The 21376-nt window shown below is 68.0% G+C and carries 11 protein-coding genes and 1 pseudogene; 6 read left to right on the top strand and 6 right to left on the bottom strand.

Annotated elements, in window-relative coordinates:
• Window positions 1-131: 131 nt before the first annotated feature.
• The 3 genes and pseudogenes from PRJ_RS09520 to PRJ_RS09510 all read left to right on the top strand — a co-directional run.
• Window positions 132-4760 (top strand): annotated as a pseudogene (locus PRJ_RS09520) (amino acid adenylation domain-containing protein); the annotation flags it as partial.
• A 3-nt stretch (window positions 4761-4763) separates the two neighbouring features.
• Window positions 4764-5816, top strand: a complete 1053-nt coding sequence (locus PRJ_RS09515) for a TauD/TfdA family dioxygenase (protein WP_104961198.1) — start codon at window positions 4764-4766, stop codon at window positions 5814-5816.
• 58 nt (window positions 5817-5874) lie between these two features.
• Complete coding sequence (locus PRJ_RS09510) at window positions 5875-10500, top strand: non-ribosomal peptide synthetase (protein WP_104961197.1); 4626 nt, start codon at window positions 5875-5877, stop codon at window positions 10498-10500.
• Window positions 10501-10537: 37 nt separating this feature from the next.
• Here PRJ_RS09510 and PRJ_RS09505 read toward each other — a convergent pair whose 3' ends face one another.
• The 6 genes from PRJ_RS09505 to PRJ_RS09480 all read right to left on the bottom strand — a co-directional run bounded on the left by PRJ_RS09505 (window position 10538) and on the right by PRJ_RS09480 (window position 20143).
• Window positions 10538-10849, bottom strand: coding sequence for a DUF3325 family protein (locus tag PRJ_RS09505; protein WP_104961196.1), 312 nt, complete (start codon window positions 10847-10849; stop codon window positions 10538-10540).
• Window positions 10842-12389 (bottom strand): PepSY domain-containing protein, encoded by a 1548-nt coding sequence (locus tag PRJ_RS09500; RefSeq protein WP_104961195.1) that lies wholly within the window; start codon window positions 12387-12389, stop codon window positions 10842-10844. Before PRJ_RS09500 ends, PRJ_RS09505 begins: the two co-directional genes overlap by 8 nt.
• Window positions 12389-12697: a hypothetical protein gene (locus tag PRJ_RS09495; RefSeq protein WP_104961194.1), complete on the bottom strand. Its 309-nt coding sequence runs from the start codon at window positions 12695-12697 to the stop codon at window positions 12389-12391. Before PRJ_RS09495 ends, PRJ_RS09500 begins: the two co-directional genes overlap by 1 nt.
• A gap of 164 nt (window positions 12698-12861) precedes the next feature.
• Entirely contained in the window at window positions 12862-15081 is a 2220-nt protein-coding gene (locus PRJ_RS09490; RefSeq protein WP_104961193.1) for a TonB-dependent siderophore receptor, read from the bottom strand.
• 75 nt (window positions 15082-15156) lie between these two features.
• Complete coding sequence (locus tag PRJ_RS09485) at window positions 15157-16821, bottom strand: cyclic peptide export ABC transporter (protein WP_104961192.1); 1665 nt, start codon at window positions 16819-16821, stop codon at window positions 15157-15159.
• A gap of 40 nt (window positions 16822-16861) precedes the next feature.
• A complete protein-coding gene (locus PRJ_RS09480; protein WP_104961191.1) occupies window positions 16862-20143 on the bottom strand; it encodes a non-ribosomal peptide synthetase in 3282 nt (1093 codons plus the stop codon).
• A 282-nt stretch (window positions 20144-20425) separates the two neighbouring features.
• Here PRJ_RS09480 and PRJ_RS09475 point away from each other — a divergent pair, with 282 nt between their 5' ends.
• The 3 genes from PRJ_RS09475 to PRJ_RS09465 are packed head-to-tail and all read left to right on the top strand — an operon-like array spanning window position 20426 to window position 21374.
• Window positions 20426-20755: an RAQPRD family integrative conjugative element protein gene (locus PRJ_RS09475; RefSeq protein WP_104961190.1), complete on the top strand. Its 330-nt coding sequence runs from the start codon at window positions 20426-20428 to the stop codon at window positions 20753-20755.
• Window positions 20742-20981 (top strand): TIGR03758 family integrating conjugative element protein, encoded by a 240-nt coding sequence (locus PRJ_RS09470; protein WP_104961189.1) that lies wholly within the window; start codon window positions 20742-20744, stop codon window positions 20979-20981. The genes PRJ_RS09475 and PRJ_RS09470 overlap by 14 nt, the downstream gene beginning before the upstream one ends.
• Before the next feature lie 15 nt (window positions 20982-20996).
• Window positions 20997-21374: a TIGR03745 family integrating conjugative element membrane protein gene (locus PRJ_RS09465; RefSeq protein WP_104961188.1), complete on the top strand. Its 378-nt coding sequence runs from the start codon at window positions 20997-20999 to the stop codon at window positions 21372-21374.
• Window positions 21375-21376: the final 2 nt, after the last annotated feature.

The raw sequence follows: 21376 nt of genomic DNA, 5'->3' as shown, positions 1-21376 counted from the left end.
TCGACCCCCAGCAACTGGCCGAGCGTATCGCCAGGCTCGCCCCGGAAAAACGCCAGGCCTTCGCCGCGGCCCTGGCCGCCCAGGGCTTCGCCCTCAGCCGCCTGCCAATCGTCGCGGCCAGCGAGCCTGGCCCGCACCCACTGTCGTGGGCGCAGCAGCGCCTGTGGTTCCTGCATCGCCTGGAGCCATCCAGCAGTGCCTACAACATGCCGGCGGCCCTGCACCTGCGCGGTCACCTGGACAGCGCGGCGCTGCAACGCAGCTTCGACCAGCTGATCGAGCGCCACGCGATCCTGCGCAGCACCTTCGACGAAGTCGACGGCCAGGCCCGCCAGACCGTCCACCCGCAGTTGCCGATGCCCCTGGCCCAGGTGGACTTTTGCGCGCTGCCCGCCGAGCAGCGGGCCGTGCGCCTGCAACAACTGATCGACGTCGAGAGCAACCGCCCCTTCGACCTGCGCCAGGCGCCGCTGCGCGGCCTGCTGGCGCGGCTCGACAGCGATGAGCACGTGCTAATCCTGTGTGCCCAGCACATCGTCGCCGACGGCTGGTCGCTAGGCATCCTGGTCAAGGAACTGACCGCCCTCTACAGCGCCGCCCTGCAAGGCCGCGACAGCGACCTGCCGGGCTTGCCGATCCAGTACCACGACTACGCGGTCTGGCAGCAGACCAGCCTCAGCGACAGCGCGCTGGCGAGCGACCTGGCCTACTGGCGCGAGCAGCTCGGCACTGAGCAGCCGACCCTGGAGCTGCCCACCGACCACCCACGGCCCCGGCAGCCGAGCGGGCGCGGCACGCGCCACTCGCTGCGCATCGAGGCGCCGCTGTGCCAGGCCCTGCGGGAGCTGGCCCAGGCCCGCGGCACCACCTTGTTCAGCGTGCTGCTGGGCGCCTTCAACGTGCTGCTGTACCGCCTCAGCGGGCAGACCGACCTGCGCGTCGGCGTGCCGGTGGCCAACCGTACCCGGGTCGAGACCGAGGGCCTGATCGGCTGCTTCATCAACACCCTGGTGCTGCGCTGCCAGCTCGACGGTCGCCAGCCCTTCGACGCCCTGCTCGACAGCATCGAGCAGACCCGCCGCCAGGCCCTGGCTCATCAGCAATTGCCCTTCGAGCGGCTGGTCCAGGCCCTGGAACCCGAGCGCCAGCTGCAGCACTCGCCGCTGTTCCAGGTAATGTTCAACCTGCTCGACGGCCAGACCCCGCGCCGCCTGCAACTGCCCGGCCTGGAGATCGACGAGATCGAGCGCGAGCAGCTGACCGCGCATTTCGACCTGGTGCTCAACGTCGTCGAGCGCAGCGACGCCCTGGAAGTCACCTTCACCGGCAATGCCGACCTGTTCGAACACGCCACCCTGGTCGGCCACGGCCACAGCTATGCCACCCTGCTGCATAGCCTGGTGCAGGCGCCCACGGCACGGATCGCGCAATTGCCGCTGTACGACGGCGAGCAACAGCAGCGCCTGCTGGCCGACTGCCAGGCTTCGCTGGCGCTCGGCCCACTGCCGGAGCTGGTGCACCTGCGCCTGGCCGCGCAGGCGGCCGAGCAGCCCCAGCGCATCGCGCTGATCCACGACGACAGCACCTGGAGCTATGCCACCCTGCAACAGCGTGTCGAGCTGATCAGCCGCCACCTGCTGGCCCTGGGCCTGCCCGCCGAAGCGCGCATCGGCCTGTGCCTGCCGCGCGGCCTGGACATCGTCGCCGCGGTGTTCGGCACGCTCAATGCCGGGCTGACCTTCGTGCCACTGGACCCACAGTTCCCCGGCGAGCGCCTGGCGCACATGATCGACGACGCCGATATCCGCCTGGTGCTGGTCACCCCGGAGACCCAGGCGGTCATGGCGCCCTACCAGCGCCCGTGCCTGGACGTCACCGCCCTGGACGCCACGGCGCCAGCGCTGGCCGGGGTGCCGAGCACACGCCCGGTGCAGCGCGAACAACTGGCCTATGTCATCTACACGTCCGGCTCCACCGGCAAGCCCAAGGGCGTGGCGGTCACCCACCGCTCCCTGGCCGGCTACAGCGAAGTCGCGCGCGCCTACTACGGGGTCGCTGCCGACGACCGGGTGCTGCAGTTCTCGACCTTCAACTTCGACGGCTTCGTCGACCAGCTGTTCCCACCGTTGGTGTGCGGCGCGGCCCTGGTGGTGCGCGGCCCGGAGCTGTGGGACAGCGCCGAGTTCCACGCCCGCCTGTACCGCCACCGGATCACTGTCGCAGCCTGCCTGACCACGGCCTACTGGTTCCAGCTGGCCCAGGATTTCGCCCGACAGCCGCACGCGGCCTACGGCGAGCTGCGCCTGGTCAGCGTCGGCGGTGAAGCGATGCCCAGCGCCGGCCTGGATGCCTGGCGCAAGGCCGGCCTGGCCGCGGTGCGCCTGCTGAACATCTACGGCCCCACGGAAATCACCGTGGTCTCCAGCATCCAGGACTGCAACGCGCTGCTGCAGCGCGAGCCACTGCCACTGCAACTGCCGATTGGCGCGCCGCTGCGCGGGCGCGCCTACTACCTGCTGGACCGCGACGACAACCTCACCCCGCCGGGCGTCCCTGGCGAGCTGTGCGTCGGCGGCGAGCTGCTCGCCCGCGGCTACCACGACGTGCCCGGCCTCACCGCCGAGCGCTTCTGCCCCGACCCCTACGGCCCGCCCGGCGGCCGCATGTACCGCACCGGCGACCGCGCCCGGCGCCTGGCCGACGGCACCTACGAGTACCTCGGGCGCATCGACCAGCAGGTCAAGCTGCGCGGCTTCCGTATCGAACTGGGCGAGATCGAGTCGCGCCTGCGCAGCCACCCTCAGGTGCGCCAGGCCCTGGCGCTGGTACGCGAGGACCGTCCCGGCGACCGCCGCCTGGTGGCTTACCTGGTGTACCACGAGCAGGCCCCGCAAGCCGCCGAGCTGCGCCAGCACCTGGCCGCGCAGTTGCCCGACTACATGGTGCCCGCCGCCTTCGTGACCCTGGCGCAGATGCCCATGACCCCCGGTGGCAAGCTCAACCGCGCCGCCCTGCCGGCACCGGACTACAGCGCCCAGGGCAGCAGCCAGCGGGCGCCGCAGAGCGAGCGCGAGCAACAGTTGCTGGCGCTCTGGCAGAACGTGCTGGGGCAGCAGGCGATCGCCATGGACGACAACTTCTTCGCCATTGGTGGCCACTCGCTGCTGGCCGCGCAACTGGTTGCGCGCATTCGCCTGGAGCTGAACCTGGAACTGCCCCTGCGCAGCCTGTTCGAGGCACCGACCATCGCCCAGCTGGCGTTGCTGCTGGACAACGCCGCGCCCAGCCGCCAGGCACCGATCACCGTGGCCGCGCTGCCGGCCGATGGCCGCCGGGTGCTGTCCCACGCCCAGCAGGGCATGTGGCTGGTACAGGCGATGCAGCCGGACAGCGCGGCCTATCACATCCCCAGTGCCGCGCGGCTGCTCGGCCAGCTCGACCTGCCTGCCCTGCGCCAGGCCTTCCAGCACCTCGGCCAGCGCCACGAAGCGCTGCGCAGCAGCTTCCACGAACAGGACGGCACGCTGCATGTGCGCGTACAGGACACCCTCGAACTGCCGTTCGAGCTGCATGATCTGGGCCCGGTGCCCGAGGCCGAACGCGAGGCCAGCGCCAAGCGCCTGCTGATCGAACTGGCGACACGCCCCATCGACCTGCGCCAGGCACCGCTGCTGCGCCTGCACCTGGTACGCCTGGACGACCGCCAGCACCTGCTGTTGCTGGTGATGCACCACATCGTCTCCGACGGCTGGTCGATGGGCGTGCTGGTGCGCGAGCTCAGCCAACTCTACAGCGCGTCCCTGAGCGGCAGCGCGACGACCCTGGCGCCACTGCCGATACAGTACAGCGACTACGCCGCCTGGCAACGCCAGCAGCTGGCCAGCACCCAGCAAGCCCACCTGGGCTACTGGCAACAGGCCCTGGGCGAGCCCCTGCCGCCGCTCGAACTGTTCAGCTATCGCCCGCGCCCGCAGGTGCTCAGCGGCCAGGGCGCACGGTTGTCGTTCCAGGTCGCCGCGGCCCCGGCCCAGGCACTGAAACAGCTGTGCCTGGGCCATGGCGCGACCTTGTTCATGGGCCTCTTGGGGGTGCTGCAACTGAACCTGTACCTGCACAGCGAACGCGCCCAGGCGGTGATCGGCACCGACGTGGCCAACCGCGAGCACAGCGAGACCGAGGGCCTGGTGGGCTTCTTCATCAACCAGCTGGCGCTGCGCGTCGATGTCGGCGGCAACCCCAGCTTCAACGCCCTGCTGCAACGCCTGCGGCCTCAGGTGCTGGAAGCCTTCAGCCATCAGGCGTTGCCGTTCAACACCTTGGTGGAGGTGCTCAACCCGCCGCGCAGCCTGGCCTGCAACCCGCTGTTCCAGGCCAAGCTGGTGCTGCAGAACCACCCGGACGGCGCCCTTGAGCTGCCGGGCCTGACGATCGCGCCCGAACGCATCGAGCATGGCCAGTCGCAGCTGGACCTGCACCTGAGCGTGGAAGAAAGCCAGGGCAGCCTGGCCTGCACCCTGAAATACAGCACCGACCTGTTCGAGGCCCACAGCGCCGAAGCGTTTGCCGCAGCCTTCGTGAGCCTGCTCGAACAGCTGGTCGCAGCCCCTGAAGTACCCGTGCAGACAGTGGTCGAACCGCTGCGCCGGCAGCTTCAGGAACAACGCATGCAGCACGTGAGCGCACGCAGCGAACAGAGCCTGGCCCGCCTGGGCAGCAGCCGTCGCCGCGCCCGCATCAGCACCGACTCTATGGAGGGATAAGACATGAACGGCCCCGCGATTGCCAAACTCGGCGGCATGCGCCGCAAAACCATCCGTGTGGATGAAGACGCACTGGTCCATTTCACCCCGCTCAACCCGGGCAGCACCTACACCGCGGTGTGCGAACCGGCCGGCCTCGGCATCAGCCTGGTGGCCTGGGCCGAGGCCAACCGTGAGCTGATCGAGCGCAAACTGCTCGAACACGGTGCGCTGCTGTTTCGCAACTTCCAGGTGGACAACGCCGAAGCCTTCGACAACTGCATCAGCGCACTGTCAGGCGGCGCCCTGGAATACAAGTTCCGCGCCTCGCCGCGCACCCAGGTGGACCCGCGCCTGAACATCTACACCTCCACCGACTACCCCAAGGACCAGCGGATCTTCCCGCACAACGAACACTCCTACTCGCCGGTGTTCCCGCTGAAGATCTTCCTGTGGTGCGATATCGCGCCGCTGTCCCGCGGCGAAACGCCGATCGGCGACACCCGGGCGATCAGCCAGGCCATCGACCCCGAGGTGCGCGAGCGCTTCGCCCGCCTGGGCATCATGTACGTGCGCAACTATGGCGACGGCTTCGGCCTGCCCTGGCAGACCGTGTTCCAGACCGAGGACCGCGCCCAGGTGGATGCCTACTGCGCCAGCGTCGGCATCCAGACCGAGTGGAAAGCCGACGGCCGCCTGCGCACCCGCCAGGTAGGCCCGGCCCTGGTGCGCCACCCGCGCACCGGCGAGACGCTGTGGTTCAACCACGCCACCTTCTTCCACGTCAGCACCCTGCCGGCCAGCGTGCGCGATGCGCTGCAGGCCGACTTCGCCGATGACGACCTGCCGCAGAACACCTTCTATGGCGACGGCAGCCCGATCGAGCCGCAGGTGCTGGAACACCTGCGCGGTATCTACCTGCAGCACATGACCGAGTTCCCCTGGCGCCACGGCGACGTGCTGCTGCTGGACAACATGCTCTCGGTGCACGCACGCAACGAATACGACAGCCCCCGACGCATCCTGGTGTCGATGGCCGAAGCCCTGAACAGCACGGACGTGGCGCTCAAGCCCTGACGCGCCCCCACACGGTTCACGGTTTTCGACTCTGCCCCCTATTCAAGGCCTCCACATCATGTCCAGCATCGCCATCGAGGGCTTTCGCCCCGCCCTGCAACAAAACGCTCACTGGTCCCATGCCAGCGGGCGCGACGCCACCCTGTTCCTGACCTTCAGCCTGCCTGAGGGCACCGACCCCAGCCGCCTGCGCACGACCCTAGAGCAGGTGCTGGAGCAGCACGAGATCCTGCGCACCCGCCTGGTGGCCAGCCCCGGCATGCAACTGCCGGTACAGGTCATCGCCGAGCAACTGCTGATCGACTGGCGCGAGGTCGCCGACGACCTGCCCCAGCACGCCCTGCACAGCTTGCTGGGCGCGGCATTGGCCGAGGCCAGCCTGGCCGTCGCGCTGACCCAGGCAACGCCGCCACGGGCCTGCCTGGCGCTGCCGGCGGCCAACGCCGACCACACCACCCTGCAGCTGCTGTTGCAGCAATGGCAGGCGCTTTACCAGGGCCTGCCAGCGGACGAGGAAGCGGTGCAGTTCGCCGATTTCGCCGAATGGCAGTTCGAGCACCTGGGCAGCAGCGACAGCGACGCCGGGCGGGCCTTCTGGCAGCGCCAGCAGGCCGACGCCGCCGACCAGTACCTGGTGCAGCACCCGTTCCAGCGCGGCGAGGCCGCGCTGCCGGCACAGCCAGCCTGCCTTGCGCGCACCCCGGACGCGGCCTTCCAGGACCACATCGGCAGCGCCCTGGCCGGGCTCGACGCTCCGGCCGAGGCGCTGTTCGGCTGGTGCTGGGCACTGCTGCTCAAGCGCCACCTGGGCCAACCACAGGTGCTTCTGGGCTGGGCCCACGATGGTCGCAACAGCGCCACCACGAACGCCCAGGGCCCCTACGGCAAACGCCTGCCGCTGCACCTGCAGCCGGACGACCAGGACACCCTGGCCAACGCCCTCGCCGGCTTCACCCAGGTGCTCGAACAGGCCCGCACCTGGCAGGAAGAATGGCCGGCCCAGGCCCAGGACACGCCCTTCGGCTTCCGCCTGCGCCAGCCGCTGGCCTCGGCCTGGCCGGTGCTGGCGGTGCACGGTGAAACCTGTGCCCATGCGCTGTTGCTGGAAGTCCTGGAACAGCCCGAAGGCTTTGCCTTCCACCTGCACTACGATGCCGCCCGCCTGGACGCCGACGCCGCCGGGCTGCTACTCGACCAGTTCCTCACCCTCGCCCTGCAGGCCAGCGCCGCCAGCCAGCGCGCACTGGGCGAGGCCTCGGGCATCAGTGCCGCGCACCAGGACTGGCTCGCGGCGCTGAACCGCACCGAGGTGCGGCAACAGACCCCGGCGCTGCTGCACCAGCTGTTCGAACAACAGGTCGCCGCCCGGCCAGAGGCCATTGCCGTGCGCCACGGTGATGCGCAACTGAGCTACCAGGCACTGGAGGCGCGGGCCAACCAGCTGGCGCACCAGCTGCGCGACGCCGGCCTGGCGCCGGGGCAGGCCGTGGGCCTGTTCATGGGCCGCGGCCTCGACGCGATCGTCGGCATCCTCGGCATCCTCAAGGCCGGCGGCGCCTACCTGCCGCTGGACCCAAGCTACCCGGCCGAACGCCTGAGCGACGTGCTCGAGCAGACTCGCGCCAACCTGCTGCTGAGCCTGAGCAGCCTGGAGACACAGCTGCCCAAGGGCGACTACCGCACCCTGTGGCTCGACCGCCTCGCCGAGCACGACCTGCCCACGCAGCGTCCGCAACCGCTGAACGACGGCGACAGCCTGGCCTACCTGATCTTCACCTCCGGCTCCACCGGCCGGCCCAAGGGCGTGATGGTGTCGCACCGCAATGCCGTGCACTCCACCGCCGCACGCCTGCTCGCCTACCAGGAGCCGCTGCAAGCCTTCCTGCTGGTGTCGGGGCTGGCCTTCGACAGCTCGGTGGCCGGGCTGTTCTGGACCCTGGCCCAAGGCGGCGAACTGTGCCTGCCCCAGGACGACCAGGTGCAGGACGCCCTGGCCCTGGGCCGACTGATCGGCGCCCGGCGGATCAGCCACACCCTGATGCTGCCGTCGCTGTACGGGCAGGTGCTGGAACAGGCCGCCGACCAGCTGGGCAGCCTGCGCTGCGCCATCGTCGCCGGTGAAGCCTGCCCGGCCAGCCTGGCCCGCCAGCACCGCCAACAGTGCGCCCAGGCGCAGCTGTACAACGAGTACGGGCCGACCGAGGGCACGGTGTGGTGCAGTTACTACCGCGCCCTGGGGGACGAACAGGGCGTGCTGCCGATCGGCAAGGCGATCGCCAACATGCAGATGTATGTGCTCGACGCCCAGCTGCGCCCGGTGGCCGCCGGCGTCAGCGGCGAAATCTACCTCAGCGGCGCCGGCATCACCCAAGGCTACCTGGGCCGCCCCGACCTCACCGCCGAGCGCTTCCTGGACAACCCGCTGAACCCGGCCGGCAGCCTGCTTTACCGCAGCGGTGACCTGGGCCGGGTCAACGCCCAGGGCGACATCGAGTTCCTCGGCCGCATCGACGACCAGGTGAAGATCCGCGGTTTCCGCATCGAGCTGGGCGAGATCGAGGCGCGCCTGCTCAACCACCCAGGCGTGCGCGAGGCCGCCGTGGTGGCACGCGCCAACGACACCGGTGACAACGAGCTGGTCGCCTACGTGGTCGCCCGCGATGCCTGCCCGGGCGCCACCGCGCTGCAGGCGCACCTGGGCCTGCAGATGCCGGAGCACATGGTGCCGAAAACCTATGTGATGCTGGCGGCCTTCCCCCTGACCCCCAACGGCAAGCTCGATCGCAAGGCCCTGCCGGCACCGGTGCGTGAGCGCCGGGCCAGCTACCGGGCACCGGCTACCGAGCGCGAAGCCACGCTGGCGGCGCTGTGGGCCGAGGTACTCGGCGTTGAACAGGTGGGCCTGGACGACAACTTCTTCGAGCTCGGCGGCCACTCGCTGACCGCCACCCGCCTGGTTTCGCGCCTGCGCAGCAGCCTGGGCCTTGAAGTGCCGGTGCGAGCGCTGTTCCAGCACCCGACCCTGGGCGCGTTCGTCGAACAGGCCCTGCCCCGGGCCGAGGCGTCGACACTTCCACCGATCCGTGCGCAGCGCCGCGAAGCGCCAGTGCCACTGTCCTATGCCCAGGAGCGCCTGTGGTTGTTCGACCGCCTGCACCCAGGCAGCACCACCTACAACGTGCCCGAGGCCGTACGCCTGCGCGGTGCCCTCGACCTGCCGGCCCTGGAGCGCTGCTTCAGCGTGCTGCTGCAGCGCCACGAAAGCCTGCGCACCACCTTCGCCCTGGACGGTGACCTGCCGGTGCAGCGGGTGCGAGCGGCCGAGGACTTCGCCCTGGGCCTGATCGACCTGGGCCGGCTACCCGAGGCGCAGCGCAGCGCGCGCCTGGGCCAGGAACTCCAGGCCCAGGCCGCGCACCGTTTCGACCTGGAGCACGGGCCGCTGTTGCGTGCCGGCCTGGTGCGCCTGGCGGACGACGAACACGTGCTGTGGCTGACCCTGCACCACATCGCCTTCGATGGCTGGTCGATGCGGGTCTTCACCCGCGAACTGATCGCCCTGTACAGCGCCTTCAGCCACGGCCAGGACTCGCCGCTGGCAGAGCCACAGTTGCAGTACGCCGACTTCGCTCAATGGCAGCGCCGTGAGCTGAGCCAGGCGGCGCTCAAGCCGCAGCTGGACTTCTGGCTGGGCCACCTGGGTGAGGACCGCAGCCTGCTGCAGTTGCCATGCATGCTGCCGCGCCCGGCCCTGCCCAGCCATCGTGGCGCCGAGCACAGCCTGATGCTGGGCCCGCAACTGGCCCAGGCCCTGCACGCCTACAGCCGCGAACAGGGCTGCACGCTGTTCATGACATTGCTGGCGGCATTCAACGTGCTGCTGGCAGGCCATAGCCAGCAATCGGCGATCCGCATCGGCATCCCCATCGCCAACCGCCATCACCAGGAGCTGGAGGGGCTGGTCGGCTTCTTCGTCAACACCCTGGCGCTGCGCACCGACCTGGCCGGCAACCCGCGTTTCGACAGCGTCTTGCACCAGGTGCGCGACAACCTGCTGCACGCCCACGCCAACCAGGACCTGCCGTTCGAGCAACTGTTGCAGGCCCTGCCCGGCGCCCAGCAGCACAGCGTGCCGCTGATCCAGGTGATGTTCGACCTGCACCAGGAGCGCAACCTGCGTTCGTCGGCGTTCGGCGACCTGAGCATCGAGCCGCTGAGCGAAGACCACGGCAAGCGCAGCACGCTGTTCGACCTGATGCTGGATGTCAGTGAGCGTGAGCAAGGGCTGATCGCCACCTTCACCTACAGCACCGACCTGTTCGAACCTGCCAGCATCGAGGCCCTTGGCGAGGACCTGCAGGCCCTGCTCGAAGCCCTGCCCGGCCAACCCGCGCCGTCGTTCGAAGCGCTGGTGCAACGCCTGCGGCCACAGCCGGCGGCGCACGCCGGGCAGCAGCCCGAGGCCCGGGAGCAAGTGGCGCAGCTGGTGCGCGAGGTGCTGGAACTGCAGACGCTGGATGAGCAGGCGCACTTCTTCGAGGTAGGCGGCAGCTCACTCAAGGCCGTGCTGCTGTGTGCCCGCGTACAACAACTGTGGGGCACCCAGGTACCGGCCCACCTGGTGTTCCTCAACCCACGCCTGGACGACCTGCTGAACGTGCTGAGCCGCTACAGCCACGCCTGACCCTGACCCGCCCGCTGGCCAGGGCAAGCGGGCGGGCTCAACGGCAAAAGCACCGGCCCAGCCGGTGCAACCAGGGCTTGCGCCAGCACAACAACAGGCTCACGCCCAGGCCACAAGGCACCAGGGCCAGCACCCAGAACAACGTCCCCATCGCCAGCCCCAGGCCGGCCTGCCCCACCAGCCATGCCAGGCCCGATGCCAACAACGCTGACAGGCGCAGCGTCCGAGTACCGGGGAACGCCTGCGGCTGCATCACTTGCCGCCAATGGCCGGCCTGACTCAGGGCCAGCAACGCCAGGCCCAGCGTCTGCAGACCCAACCCCACCCCGCTCGCCAACCACTCAGGCATCCTTGACCTCCGCCAACCTGCGCACAGCCGCGGCGCGCCGCCGCAGGCGCCAGCCCAGGCCGCCGGCAATCAGGGCGCAGGCCAGCAGTGCCAGATCGACACCGGCCACCGCCCACAAGCCCTGGCTGAGCGCTCGCCACGGATGATCACCCGTGCTCCAGGCGTTCGACAGCACGGCCAGCAGCGCCAGCGCGCTGATCGCCATGCACTGCGTCGCCCACGGCGCACGGGCCTGCGCGCAACGGCCAATCACCCACAGCGCGTGCAGCCCGGCCAGCAGCCAGGCGGCGAAGAACACCCGCACCTCCCACTCGGCACGCCCGCTCAAGGCCAACGGCAGCCAGCGGTTGGCCACCAGCATGGCCAAGGTGGCCAGGGGCATGCCGGTGATCAGCACGCTGCACAACAGGGTCACCGACATCCCGCCCGGCTCCCGGGCAGGCTGCTGCAGGCGGCGCTTGGCCAGCCAGTACAGCAGGCCGCTGGCAAGCATCACGCAACCGCTCAGGCCTGCGAAGAAGTACAGGGCGCGCAAGGCGGGCTGGTGGAAGTGCGCCACGTGCAGCCCGGCCAGCACATCCAGGGTCGCGGCCGCTGGCGGCAGCCGCGATTCATGCAGCAACCGTGCGCTGGCGCCGTCGAAGTACAGGGTCTGCCCATCCAGGCTCAGGCGGTCAGCCAGGCTGCGGCTGACCTCGACATAGGCATTGGCGTCACCGGGATGCCAGACCCTGACGAACGCAGGCTCACCACCGCCCCAATGCTGGCGGGCCTGGGCCAGCATGCCGTCGAGCGAGGCCATTGGCCCTGGGGTGCCCGTCGCCGGGCGGCTGTAGGCGGCGTTGGCCTGCACCGCGAACTGCCCGGCCTGGCCTGGATACAGCGCATCGATGGCCGCCGGCAGGTACAGCGGGAACAGGATCAGCAGGCCGCTCAGCAGGATCAGCGCATGAAACGGCAAGGCGAACACGCCGGTCAGGTTGTGCAGGTCGAGCAACCGGCGGGGAGCCTTGTCGGCACGCAAGGTGAACAAGTCCTGGAACAGCCGCGCATGGATGCACACGCCGGCGATCAGGGCGATCAGCCCGACCATCGCGGCCAGGCCCAACAGCCGGGCACCGAGGTTCCAGGCATGGATGTTCAGGGTGTAATGAAGACGGTAGAAAAAGTCGCCACCACGGCTACCGGCGGCGGCCAGCACGCCGTCGCCGCCAGGCTGCAGGAAGCGGCTGAAGCCTTCGCGCTCGACGCTCCAGGCCTGGAAGCGCAGCAGCGGGCGGCGCGCATCGGGCAACTCGACGTACCACTGCAGCAGCGCCTTGCCCTCGCTCAGGGCAGCCACCCGTGGCAGCACCTGCTGGTCCAGCGACAGCGGCGCGGGCGCCGGCGCCACCCGCAGCGCCGGCAGCATCCAGCTGTCCAGCTCGCGGTCGTACAACGCCAGGCTGCCCATGAAGAACGCGACCAGCAGCAGCGCGGAAAACCCCAGGCCCAGTACCCGGTGCGCCCACAGCATGGCCTGGCGGACACTGTCGAACATCAGCTCGCCCCCGCCAGCGCGCGCAGCGTCGCCAGCATCACCAGCGACACAGCGGCCAGGCACAGGCTGTTGCGCACCAGCCGTCGCGCACACAACAACCAAAGCACCAGTGGCGGATAGAGCACGAAGGCGGCGATAGAGCTGCTCAGCACCGCCTCGCTGGGCGCTTGCCCAAGCCAGGCCAGGGCCAGCGCGGCCAGGGCGCTGAGTGGCCAGATGAACAGGTAGGCCAGCAGCAAGGCCAGCAGCAGCCACAACCCGCGCTGTCGGCCCCGGACGCTTGCCTTGTGTGACGCCGGTGGTTTCACCCTGTTCTCCTCGTTGCTTCACGGTGTTTCGACGCCCCAACAAACACGCCCCCGCCGGTGCCCTGCTGGATCAGCTGGGCACCGGCGGGGGCGTGCTTGCCGAGCATTGATGCTCGGCAGCGGCGCCGACGCAGTATGCCGGGCGGCGCCGCTGCTGTCGCGGGTCAGAACTTGGCGCGCAAGGTCAGCGATACCGCGCGAGGGTCACCGAAGATGTTCCCATCCTGGAAGGTGTTGATGCGCTGGTAGTACTTCTTGTTGGTCAGGTTGGTGCCGAGCAGGTCAGCCGACAGGTTCTCGTTGATCTGGTAGCCGATACCTGCGTCGTACAACGCGTAGCCGCTCTGCTGCAGCTTGGTGCCTTCCATGCCGATGCCGGGAACGTGCAGCTTGTTGTAGGTTTCGCTGACAACGCTCACGCCGCCCTGCACGCTCCACTTCTCGAGCTCGCCAGGCAGCTTGTACAGGGACCAGACCCGCAGCATGTTTTTCGGCAGGTAAGTCTGCAGCTGCTCGTTGGGGCTGTCGTAGCGCTTGTAGGTGTGGGTGAAGTTGGCGGTGAGGAACCAGTCAGGCGTCATCTGCCCGGTCACTTCCAGCTCGTAGCCACGGGTACGCGCCTTGCCACCGGCCACCACGGCCCGCGAGTTCGGGTCGTTCATGTCGGGGATGGCGCGGTTCTCTTCCTCGATCTGGAAGGCCGCCAGCGAGGCATTCACCGCGCCGTCGAGGAACTCACCCTTGATGCCGAGCTCGTGCTGCTTGCCTTCGATCGGCTCGATGATGTTGTTGTTGATGTCCAGGTTGCTGACCGGCTGCGGGTTGAACACCTCGGCGTAGTTGGCGTACAGCGAGTAGTTTTCGTTCAGCTCGTAGATCAGCCCGTAGAACGGGGTGAACTTCTGCGACTCGCTCTGGCTGGCCTTTTCCGACGGCGAGCCGGCCTCTGGCTGGTGCTGGCTGCGGTGCATGTCGAGCCAGGTGACACGGCCGCCCAGGACCAGGGTCAGCGGGTCGGCGAGGCTGATGCGCATGTTGCCGTAGACCGCCTTGGAGCGGGTGTTGGCAACGTTGGTCGGCAGGCGGTCGGCATCCGGGAACGCCGGGTAGCCGAAGCTCGGCTGCGGGTCGTAGAGGTCCACGTCACCGAGGAAGCTGGAGAAGTAGCCGCCGTTGGAGGCGAACTCCGAACGCGAATAGTTGGTCCCCACCAACAGCTTGTGTTCACGACCGAACAGGCTGAACGGGCCGTCGGCGTACAGGTCGACTTCGTCCTGTTTCTCGCGGTAGTCGAACATGATCGAGTTCATCGACACCAGGTTGTCGGCCGGGTCGATGCCACCGCCATTGCGGGCGTAGGCCTGGGTCAGGTCGTAGTTGTTGTCGGCGTGGCGCACCGACAGCTTGGTCTTCCAGTCGCCGCCGAGCTGATGCTCGAGCTCGGTGAACACCGCGGTGCTCCAGAAGTAATCGCGGTTCCAGTTGGCGCCGTAGAAATTCTTGCGCGAGACGTCCGGCAGCGACATGGCCGCTTCGCCGGCGGCGTTGGTGTAGCGGAACGCCGGCAGCGAGCGCTGGGCGCCACGGATGTCGGTGTTCTGGTTGCTGGCACCGATGGTCCAGACGGTGTCCGGGGTCAGGTCGATGTCGACGATGCCGTAGGCCTGGCTGGTCTCACGCTTGCCGCTGCCATCGTAGGGGAACGCTGTCTTGTTCTCGCTGAGCACCAGGCGGCCACGGATGTTGCCGGCTTCGGTCAACGGCCCGGTGACATCGACCATGCCACGGTAGGCGTCCCAGGAGCCGGCGCTGATTTCTGCCGATACCGCCGCGTCAGCCTGCGGGCGCTTGCGCACCAGGTTGATGCTGCCACCCGAACCACCGGCGCCGGTCAGGCTGCCGGACGGCCCCTTGAGCACTTCGACGCGGTCGTACATGGTCAGGTCCGGCGACAGGAAGATCCGGTTGTCCATGGTGGTCGGCGTGCCGTCCAACTGCAGCGAGGTGATCTCGAAACCGCGCGAGAAGAAGCTCAGGCGGCTGGCGTCGATGCGCTGCACGGTCACACCGCCCACTTTGCCCAGGGCATCCTCGAGGGTGTAGAGGTTCTGCTTCTGGATGCGTTCCTGACCGATGACGTTGATGGTCTGCGGCACTTCCTTCAGGCGCAGCGGCACCTTGGTGCCCACCGAGACCGTCGGCGCTTCGGTCTGCATGCCGACGATGGTCTGGTCAGGCAGTGTGATGGACGCCGGCGGCGCCTTTTCCTCGGTGCTTTCCTCGGCCCAGACCGCCGGGGCGAGCAGCATGCCGCTGCTCACCAGCGGCACCAGCAGCCAGTTACCCGCCTTGCCTGGCTGGCGCCCCTTTTCAACTTGACTCATATCGCAAGCTCCTGTGCATGGCCTTTTTCGGGCCATTATTTTTTTAAGTGTTGTGCTATGAAAATCGCGCGCCGGTCACACCGGCGCCGGCAGTTCGCTGGACGCGCCTGCCCCGCTGCCGAGGGCAACAGGGTCATAGGGATAGAGCTGGCCGCCGTCGCACTTGAGCACGCGGTCGGCAATGGCGAAGTAGTGATCGTCGTGGCTGATGGCGATGATGGTCTTGCCCTGCGCCTTGAGCTCGGGCAGCAGCTCGCGGTAGAAGAACGCCCGGAAGCCCGGGTCCTGGTCGGCGGCCCACTCGTCGAGCAGCAGGATCGGCCGCTCCTCGACCAGCGCCACCAGCAGGGCCAGGCGCTTGCGCTGGCCCTGGGACAGGCGGGTGGTGGACAACCCGCCCTGGGCGTCGATGCTGACCTTGCGCTGCATGCGCAGGCGCTCAAGCCAGGCCTGGGCCAGTTGCGGGTCGAAATCGCCCTGGGGGCCGACCAGGCGCTCGAACAGGTAGAAGGTGGAGAACACCGTGGAGAAATGCGCGCGGTACCAGTCGCGCAACGCCGGGGTGATCGCCACGCCTTGCAGCTTGAGGGTGCCGGCACTGGGTTCGTAGAGGCCGGTGAGCAGCTTGGCCAAGGTCGACTTGCCGCTGCCGTTGCCACCGACGATGAACAGGATCTCGCCCTTGGCGATACTCAGGTTCACCGGCCCCAGACGGAAGCCATATTCGTCGGCCTGGTGCGGGTAGTCGTAGCTCAGGGCCTGCAGCTCGAGCATCGGCTGGCCGCTATCGACCTCGCCGCCGCTGGCCGAGGGTGCCTCGCGGTAGTCGGCGAAGGCCAGGGTCTGGATCTTGGCCAGGGACACGTTGCCGGCCACCAGGGTCGGCAGGCTGCCGATCAGGTCGTTGAGCGGCATGCGCAGGAACATCAGCACCAGCACGAAGGCGCCGATCACCCCATTGCTCACCCCCAGCCAGGTGCCCGCGGCGAACAGCCCGCCGGCCAGGGCGAGGATCAGCGCCACGGTCCAGTTCAGGCTCAAGGTCCAGTAGCGGTCGGCGTGCACCTCGTTGCGCCGCGCGTATTCGGCCGCCGGTTGCAGGTCGAGGGTGTAGAAGCGCTCCTTGCGCTGGGCATTGAGGGCCAGCTCGAATCGCCCCTCGATGGCACCCTGGTAAGCGGCATACAGGCGATCGTCGGTTTCCCGCACGCGCGTCATCAGTTGGCGCATCTTGGCGAACCAGCCATGGGCCAGCCAGGTGCCCAGGCCCAGGCCAACCGCGCAGATCAGCAGCAACTGCCAGGACAGCCAGGCCATGTACAGGCAGCCCCCCAGCATCAGGACCAGGTTGTAGAACACGAACGGCATGCGGTTGAAGGCCTGGCCAATACTGACGATGTCCTTGCTCAGGGTCGCGTACAGGCTGGCTTCGCCGATCTTTTCCAGTTGCTCGATGGAGGTGTCCAGCAGGCGCTTGACCATCTGCAGGCGCAGTTCGTAGACCACCCGGTGGCCCAGGGCCGTGAGCAATGCCTGGGAACCGAAACCGCAACCGAACAGCAGCACCAACAGGCCGAAGAACTTGGCCCCCAGAGCCGGGTTCATGCTGACGCTGCCGGCGATCAGCCGGTTGATCTCGTTGATCAGGCCGATGCCGGCCGCCGCGCTGATCAGGCTGGCCAGCAAGCCCAGGCTGAGCAGGGCGCGATGACGCTTGAGTAGTGATAGAAACAGGGTCATGCGAAATCCTCGGGGTGGCCTGTGCAATGGCCCAAATGGTTCACTCGAAGGCGAGCAGCAGCTTTTCGATCTCGGCCAGCTCATCGACGACCGGCGTGGCGCAGGCCTGCTCGATCACCGTGGCCATGTCGGCCAGCACCGGATTGGCGAACAACTGGGCCAGGGCGACCTCACAGGCGAAGTGCTGGCGGATGCGCGCCTGGATCCTCACCAGTTGCAGGGACTGCGCCCCCAGGCGGAACAGCTCGGCGCGCGGGGCGATGGGCCAGATACCGAGCACCTCGCGCCAGATATGCGCCAGGCCTTCCTGCCATGGACCGGCCAAGGCTTCGTCATCAGCTTCGCCGGCACCCTCCCACTCGGGCTCGGGCAAGGCCTTGCGGTCAACCTTGCCATTGGCATTCAGGGGCAGGCTGCCCAGGATCACGAACGCGCTCGGCACCATGTAGGCCGGCAGGCGCTCGCGCAGCTGCTGCTGCGCCCAGGCGCTGTCGAACGCGCCCGCGCCGTGGCACAGATAGGCCACCAGCAGTTCCTGGCCTGCCGGCGCCCGGCACAGGGTGACCACCGCCTGGGAGACACCCGGCAGGGCCACCAGCGCGCTTTCGATCTCACCCAGTTCGATTCGGAAACCGCGCAGCTTGACCTGGAAGTCGCTGCGCCCGAGAAACTCCAGGCTGCCATCTTCGCGCAGGCACGCCCGGTCGCCGGTGCGGTACAGGCGGCTGCCGGCCCCGCACCCCGGCGCCAACGGCTGGACGAAGGGGTTGGGCACGAAGGCGGCGGCGGTAAGCTGCGGACGGTCGGCGTAGCCACGGGCCACGCCGGCGCCACCGATGTACAGGTCGCCCGCCACACCCACCGGCTGCGGCTCGAGGTAGTCGTCGAGCACATACAAGCGGTTGTTGGCCAGCGGTCGGCCGATGGGCAGGATCGCGCGGGTGACGGCTTCGACGGCCTGTACCGCCGACCACACAGTGGTCTCGGTCGGGCCATAGACGTTCAGCAGGCGTACCTGGCGGGCCAGCAGGCGCTCGGCCAGCTCGGCCTTGAGCGCTTCGCCGCCGCACAGCAGGCGCAGCCCGGCCCAGGCCGGCGAGTCGTGCTCGACCAGCATCTGCCAGGTGGCTGGCGTGGCCTGCATGACACTGATGCCGTGGCGCTGCATCAAGCCGAGCAATGCGCCCGGGTCGAGGCTATCCGCGCGGCTGGCCAGCACCACGGCAGCGCCATGCACCAGCGGCAGGAACAGCTCCAGCCCGGCGATGTCGAAGCCCAGGGTGGTCACCGCCAGTAGCCGGTCGGCGGCGCTCAGTTGCACATGGGCCTGGATGCCATGGAGGAAGTTGACGAACGCCTCGCGCTCGATGTCGACGCCCTTGGGGCGCCCGGTGGAGCCGGAGGTATACAGGGTGTAGGCCAGTTGCCGAGGGTGTACCGGCAGCCCGAGGCCGCTCTGGGGCAGCCGTGCAAGCTCGCTGTCCAGGGTTTCCAGCAGTACCACCCGGGCCGTGCTGCCCACCACCTGCCGCAGGTTCGCCCGGGTCAGCACCAGCCGAGGGCGGGCCTGGCCAATGATGTCGCTGTTGCGCGCGGCCGGTTGGCCGGGGTCGATCGGCAGGTAGGCGCCACCGGCCTTGTGCACGGCCAGCAGCGCCACCAGCAGGTCGGGCTCGCGCTCCAGGCAGATCCCCACCCGCTCGTCGCAACCCACCCCATTGGCCACCAGCCAGTGGGCCAGGCGGTTGGCCCGGGCATCGAGGTCGGCGTAGCTCAGGGTCTGCTCGCCGCAGATCAGCGCACAGCGCTGCGGCGCGGCCGCGACCTGGCGCTCGAACAGCGCCAGCATGTCCTCGCCCGGCACCAGTGCCAGCTCGCTGGCGTTCCAGCCGTCGAGCTGGCGGGTGCGCTGGGCCGGATCGAGCAGCGGCAGTTGCCACACCGGGGTGTCGGGCTGGTTCATCAGGCCGTCGAGCAGCAGGCTGTAGCCGGCCGCAAGGCGTTCGATGGTCGCCGGGGCGAACAGCTCCAGGCTGTATTCCAGCTCACAGAAGATGCCGTCGGGGCGTACCGCGGCATCCAGGGTCAGGTCGAACTTGGCGCTGTCCTGCGCCGGCAGGACACGCTCGATCTGCAGCCCCGGCAAGCTGAAGTTCACCGCCGCGCCGCTGCTGAGGTTGAACATGGCCTGGAACACCGGGGTACGGCTGGCGTCGCGCTCGACGTCGAGGTGTTCGAGCAGCAGCTCGAACGGCATCTCGGCGTGCTGCAGGGCGTCGAGGGACTCCTGGCGCAGCCGCTCACACAGCATGCGACCGGTCAACCGCGGGCCCAGGTCAACGCGGTAGACCAGGGTGTTGACGAAGAAGCCCAGCAGCTCGTCGAGCTCTTCACGGTTGCGCCCGCCATGGGGCACGCCCACCGCGAAGGCCTGCTGGCCGCTATGGCGTGCCAGCAGCAGTTGCCAGGCCGCCAGCAGGATCACCAGGGCGCTGCTGCCGCTGCTGCGGCAGAAGGCCTGGACCTGCTCGGCCTGCGCCTCTGGCAGTTGCCAGCGCAGGCGCTGCCCGCGCAAGCCCTGCTGCGCGGGGCGAGGGAAATCGGTGGGCAGTTCGAGCACCGGTACCTGGCTGCCCAGGTAGTGTTTCCAGTAGTCCAGGTCGGCCTGGGGCCCGGCGCCACCCAGGCGCTCACGCTGCCACAGCGCGTAATCGATGTATTGCACCGCCAGCGGCGGCAGGCGCGGGGTGTCGCCACGCAGCGCCTGGGCATAGGCGCTGGCCAGGTCGGCCACGAGGATCGGGTTGGACCAGGCGTCGCTGACGATGTGGTGCATCTTCAGCAACAGCCCGTGGCAGGCAGCGTCATAGCGGATCAGCTCGACCTTGAGCAGCGGCGCCTGGGACAAGTCGAAGGCAATGCCATCCTCGATGCTCAGCAAGCCCTGCAGATGGTCGCACCGCTCGGCTTCGGCCACACCTGGCATGGCCCGCTCGTGCAGGACGAACACGGCCTCGGCCAGCAATTCCTGGCGCGGCTCGCCATCGACCTCGATGAAGCGCGTGCGCAGCACTCCATGCCGCTCGACCAGGGCGCTGAACGCCTGGCGCAGGGCCTGGACGTTCAGCTCGCCGTTGAACAGGAAGGCACGGGCAAGGTTGTAGGCAGTGGAAAGCGGCGCCATGCGCTGCAGGAACCACAGGCGTTGCTGCGCGAAGGAAAGGAGCTGCGGACCGTCATGGGCCCGCGATAGGAGCGGGTCTGGCTGCGCCTGGACATCGCTTTGCAGGAGGGCAAACAACGCTTCATCAAGATTGTCCATCGGCGCTCATACTTCCTTATAAAAACCGACCAGCTGTTTGTGCGCGAGATGTTATTCGCAAATGATAATTGATGTCAATTGAGTAAAATACTCACTACCGCTGCTGCCGCGCAAGGCGCTCCTAGTCACTCCTGCATCGTATACAACCACCTAGACGTGTCCTGTGCCTCGCCTATCACCATCATCACATTTAAAAATGAAGGGACCGTTATTCATTTAACGCATGTCTGAAAGCAGTCTGCCAACTCAAGGTAAATACCAGATCCCCAGAAGGATTTTGCCATGAGACCTTCCTGCCTATTGCTCATATGCTTAGTACCACTTGGCGCCTTCGCTCAAGACATTCGTGAAAATTCGGATTTTGGCTTGATGCAGCGGCAGATCGATGCCATCGAGCTGTTGGCCGATCGAGCTCGTAGCAGCGCTACCGGTGCTGACCGAGTTCGTTATCGCTTCGACTACCCCAGGTTGACTGCGGACTTGGAGCGCGTGCGGGACGGTATCAACAACTATCTGTCGCCTTCCCGCGCGCAGCCAGCTGACCTGGTCGAGCTGAGCGGCGATTACCGTGCCGATGCGCTTCATTCGAGTAGCTCCGATGAGCATGAGTGACGCCCAACTCAGCGCATTCTCCGCCGTGGCCGGGTTTACCCCGCAGCTCAGCTCGGTGCTATGGCGCTCATCAGTGCTGGTACTTGCGTTGCTCTGGTGCACCTGGGCCCTGTGGAGCGGCTACCGCGGTTGGGCGGCCGGTAACCTCAATTTTGGCGCGCTCGGCGGTAGCACGCTGCGGCTGGCCCTCGCCTTGATTGTGCTGATGTTTTTCATGCTGTCGTAACCCGGAGACCTTGCCATGAAACTCTCCCACCATTGCCACCGCTCGCTTCTATTGCTGCGGAGTACCTTTTCAAAAGTCCTGTTCGGCGGTCTGGTTTTGCTGAGTTCGACGTTCGCCAGGGCCGACCTGCCGACCATGGAAGCCCCCTCTCGGGGTGAAGGTTCGGGCCTGATCGATACGATCAAGAACTACGCCTACGACGGCGGCATCCTGCTCGGCCTGTTAATCGCCACCCTCGCCTTCCTCGGCGTGGCCTGGCATTCGCTCACCGTCTACGCCGACGTGCAGAACCAGCGCAAAACCTGGAAAGACCTCGGCGCCGTGGTCGGCGTCGGCGCGCTGCTGGTAGTGGTGATCCTGTGGTTCCTCACCAAAGCCGCGACGATTCTGTGAGG

Source organism: Pseudomonas sp. XWY-1 (assembly GCF_002953115.1).
Lineage (GTDB): Bacteria > Pseudomonadota > Gammaproteobacteria > Pseudomonadales > Pseudomonadaceae > Aquipseudomonas > Aquipseudomonas alloputida.
The sequence above is the reverse complement of the archived record's forward strand: the minus strand, read 5'-3'. Positions and strand labels throughout refer to the sequence as shown.

Coding starts and splice junctions, on each gene's coding strand:
- PRJ_RS09515 (WP_104961198.1), top strand. CDS start 4,764: ATGAACGGCCCCGCGATTGCCAAACTCGGCGGCATGCGCCGCAAAACC.
- PRJ_RS09510 (WP_104961197.1), top strand. CDS start 5,875: ATGTCCAGCATCGCCATCGAGGGCTTTCGCCCCGCCCTGCAACAAAAC.
- PRJ_RS09505 (WP_104961196.1), bottom strand. CDS start 10,849: ATGCCTGAGTGGTTGGCGAGCGGGGTGGGGTTGGGTCTGCAGACGCTG.
- PRJ_RS09500 (WP_104961195.1), bottom strand. CDS start 12,389: ATGTTCGACAGTGTCCGCCAGGCCATGCTGTGGGCGCACCGGGTACTG.
- PRJ_RS09490 (WP_104961193.1), bottom strand. CDS start 15,081: ATGAGTCAAGTTGAAAAGGGGCGCCAGCCAGGCAAGGCGGGTAACTGG.
- PRJ_RS09485 (WP_104961192.1), bottom strand. CDS start 16,821: ATGACCCTGTTTCTATCACTACTCAAGCGTCATCGCGCCCTGCTCAGC.
- PRJ_RS09480 (WP_104961191.1), bottom strand. CDS start 20,143: ATGGACAATCTTGATGAAGCGTTGTTTGCCCTCCTGCAAAGCGATGTC.
- PRJ_RS09475 (WP_104961190.1), top strand. CDS start 20,426: ATGAGACCTTCCTGCCTATTGCTCATATGCTTAGTACCACTTGGCGCC.
- PRJ_RS09470 (WP_104961189.1), top strand. CDS start 20,742: ATGAGCATGAGTGACGCCCAACTCAGCGCATTCTCCGCCGTGGCCGGG.
- PRJ_RS09465 (WP_104961188.1), top strand. CDS start 20,997: ATGAAACTCTCCCACCATTGCCACCGCTCGCTTCTATTGCTGCGGAGT.